Here is a 2,833-nt window from a genome sequence, read left to right on the forward strand (position 1 = left end):
CTGCGCGCCGGAGGGCGCCTGGCCGCCGGGCACGAGCAGCAGGCGGCCGTAGCCTTGCGCGGGCAGCTCTTCCTGCAGCAGGGTCTTGAGCCAGGCCTCCGCCCGGGTGTCGCCGGCCAGCAGCATGCCGGCCAGCAGGGTGTCGCCGCCCTGGCGCTCCAGGCGCAGCGCGCGGCGCTGGCCCTGGCGGCGGTCGGCGTAGCGCAGGGTGTCGGGGGTGTCCAGGCCCAGCAGGGCCTCGATGCGTTCGATCAGCGCATCGGGCGCGGGCTCGTGGCCAGCGGCGCGCAGCAGCACGCCGTGGCGTTCGCGCTGCGGGCCGGCCAGGGGCGCGTTGTTGCTGAACGGCACGCAACTGGCGAAGGGCAGGGCGGGCATCAGCGCGGCCAGCGCCTCGCGCGCGGCCAGGGCGCTGTCGGCCGGCAGCCAGGCCATGGCGAGCAGCCGCCAGGGCAGCTCGGCCTTCAGGATCTTGACGGCGGTGTGCTTGAGTTCGGGCTGCTTGGAGGTGGGGCAGAAGGCCGGCGTGGTGAGCGCGTTCACGCCCGCCAGCGGCGTGCCGGTGGACGACTGCCCGCTCAGGTATTCGCTGCCCCAGTGCATGGCGATGAAGGCCTGCGACAGGCCCACGTCGGTGCTGCCCTGCACCGGCACCACGACGGTGCCGCGCGCGCTGGTGACGTGCACCAGGTCGCCCTCGGCCAGCTGGCGGCGCGCCATGTCCTGCGGGTGCATCTGCACGCTGGGCTCGGCCACGTGGCCGAACAGGCGGCCCAGCGTGCCGGTGCGGCTCATGCCGTGCCACTGGTCGCGCAGGCGGCCGGTGGTCAGGCTGAACGGGTAGCGCGCCTGGCGCGGCTCGGCCACGGGCTGCCAGGCGTTGGCGGCGAAGCGCGCGCGGCCGTCGGCGGTGGGGAACACGCCGTCTTCGTACAGGCGCGCTTTGCCCAGCGGGCGGGGCGGGGCCGAAGGGTCGGCATCGGCATCGGCATCGGTTTTTTTCGGCGGCGCCGGCCGGGCAGGGCCACTGCTGCGGGCCCTGGGCATCGAGCAGCGCCCACGACAGGCCGGTGATGTCCAGGTCGCGCCCGCGCGTGCTCTCGCGGTGCTCGTTCCACACGGCCTCGGCGCCGCGCTCGGCCTCGCCGTCCCCGGTGGCGTACGGAAACAGCGTGGGCCGCCCCGGGCGCAGCCGCGCCTCCAGCCGGTGGGCGAACTGCACGGCGATGGCCCAGTCGTGGCGCGTGTCGCCGGGCGCGGGCACCGCAGGGCGCACGCGGGAGATGCGGCGCTCGCTGTTGGTCACCGTGCCGGTCTTCTCGCCCCAGGTGGTGGCGGGCAGCAGCAGGTCGGCGTACTGCGCGGTGGCGGTGGTGGCGAAGGCCTCCTGCACCACCACGAACTCGGCGCGCTCCAGCGCGCGGCGCACGGTGGCCTGGTCGGGCAGGCTCTGCGCCGGGTTGGTGCAGGCGATCCACAGCGCCCGGATCTCGCCGTCGGCCGCGGCCTGGAACATCTCCACGGCGGTCTTGCCGGGCGTGCCCGGCACCTCGGGCACGCCCCACAGCGCGGCCACTTCGGCACGGTGCTGCGGGTTGGCCAGGTCGCGGTGGGCCGACAGCAGGTTGGCCAGTCCCCCCACCTCGCGCCCGCCCATGGCGTTGGGCTGCCCGGTGAGCGAGAACGGCCCCGCGCCCGGTCGGCCGATCTGTCCCGTGGCCAGGTGCAGGTTGATGAGGGCGGCGTTCTTGGCCGTGCCGCTGGTGCTCTGGTTCAGGCCCTGGCAGTAAAGGCTGAGCGTGGGCTGGCGCGCGGCACTGGCGCCGGCACTTGCACCGGCACCCACACCGGCAAACCAGCGCGCGGCGGTGGCCAGATCCGCCTCGCTGATGCCGCACACCTCGGCCACGCGGGCGGGCGTGCAGTCGCGCACCAGGGCCTTGAGCGCGTCGAAGCCGGTGGTGTGCGCGGCGATGTAGGCGCTGTCCACCCAGCCTTCCCACAGCATGAGGTGCAGCATGCCGTGGAACAGCATGACGTCGCTGCCCGGCTGGATGGGCAGGAACAGGTCGGCCAGCCCGGCGGTCTCGGTGCGGCGCGGGTCGCCACGATGATCTTCATGCCCGGGTTGGCGGCCTTGGCGTCCTCGATGCGGCGAAACAGGATGGGGTGCGCCCACGCGGTGTTGCTGCCCACGATGAAGAGGCACTGCGCGTGCTGCACGTCGTCGTAGCAGGTGGGCGGGGCGTCGGCGCCGAGTGTGGTTTTGTAGCCCGCCACGGCGCTGCTCATGCACAGGCGCGAGTTGGTGTCGATGTTGTTGGTGCCGACCAGGCCCTTGGCGAGCTTGTTGAAGACGTAGTAGTCCTCGGTGAGGAGCTGGCCGGAGACGTAGAAGCCGACGGCGTCGGGGCCGTGCCGGGCGATGGTGTCGGCGAATTTTTGTGCGGCGGTGTCGAGGGCTGCTTCCCAGGCGATGGGCTGGGGTTCGTCGCCGCGCTGGGGGCGGTGCTGGGGGGTGAGGAGCCTTGTCTGGAGGGTGACGGGGCTGGCGGCGGTGAGGTGGAGGGTGGAGCCCTTGGTGCACAGGCGGCCGAAGTTGGCGGGGTGGGTGGGGTCGCCTCTCACGCCGGTGATCTGGGGGCCGGTGGATTCGATGATCACGCCGCAGCCTACGCCGCAGTAGGGGCAGGTGGATTGGGTTTGAGTCATGGCGTGATTTTTGGTTAACTTTGACTTTGGTTGGGCTGACCGATGGGGTGGGTGCTAATTTTTGGTTGATTGCTGATAAGTTACGTTTCGGGGCCGGGAGTTGCGCCCGGCGGCGCACTCA

1 pseudogene is annotated in these 2,833 nt (G+C 72.4%); it reads right to left on the minus strand.

Annotation, left to right across the window (positions count from 1 at the left end):
- Positions 1–2,712 (minus strand): annotated as a pseudogene (locus AC27IO_RS22445) (molybdopterin oxidoreductase family protein); the annotation flags it as partial.
- Positions 2,713–2,833 lie beyond the last annotated feature (121 nt).

Source organism: Acidovorax sp. KNOB132 (genome assembly GCF_057541515.1).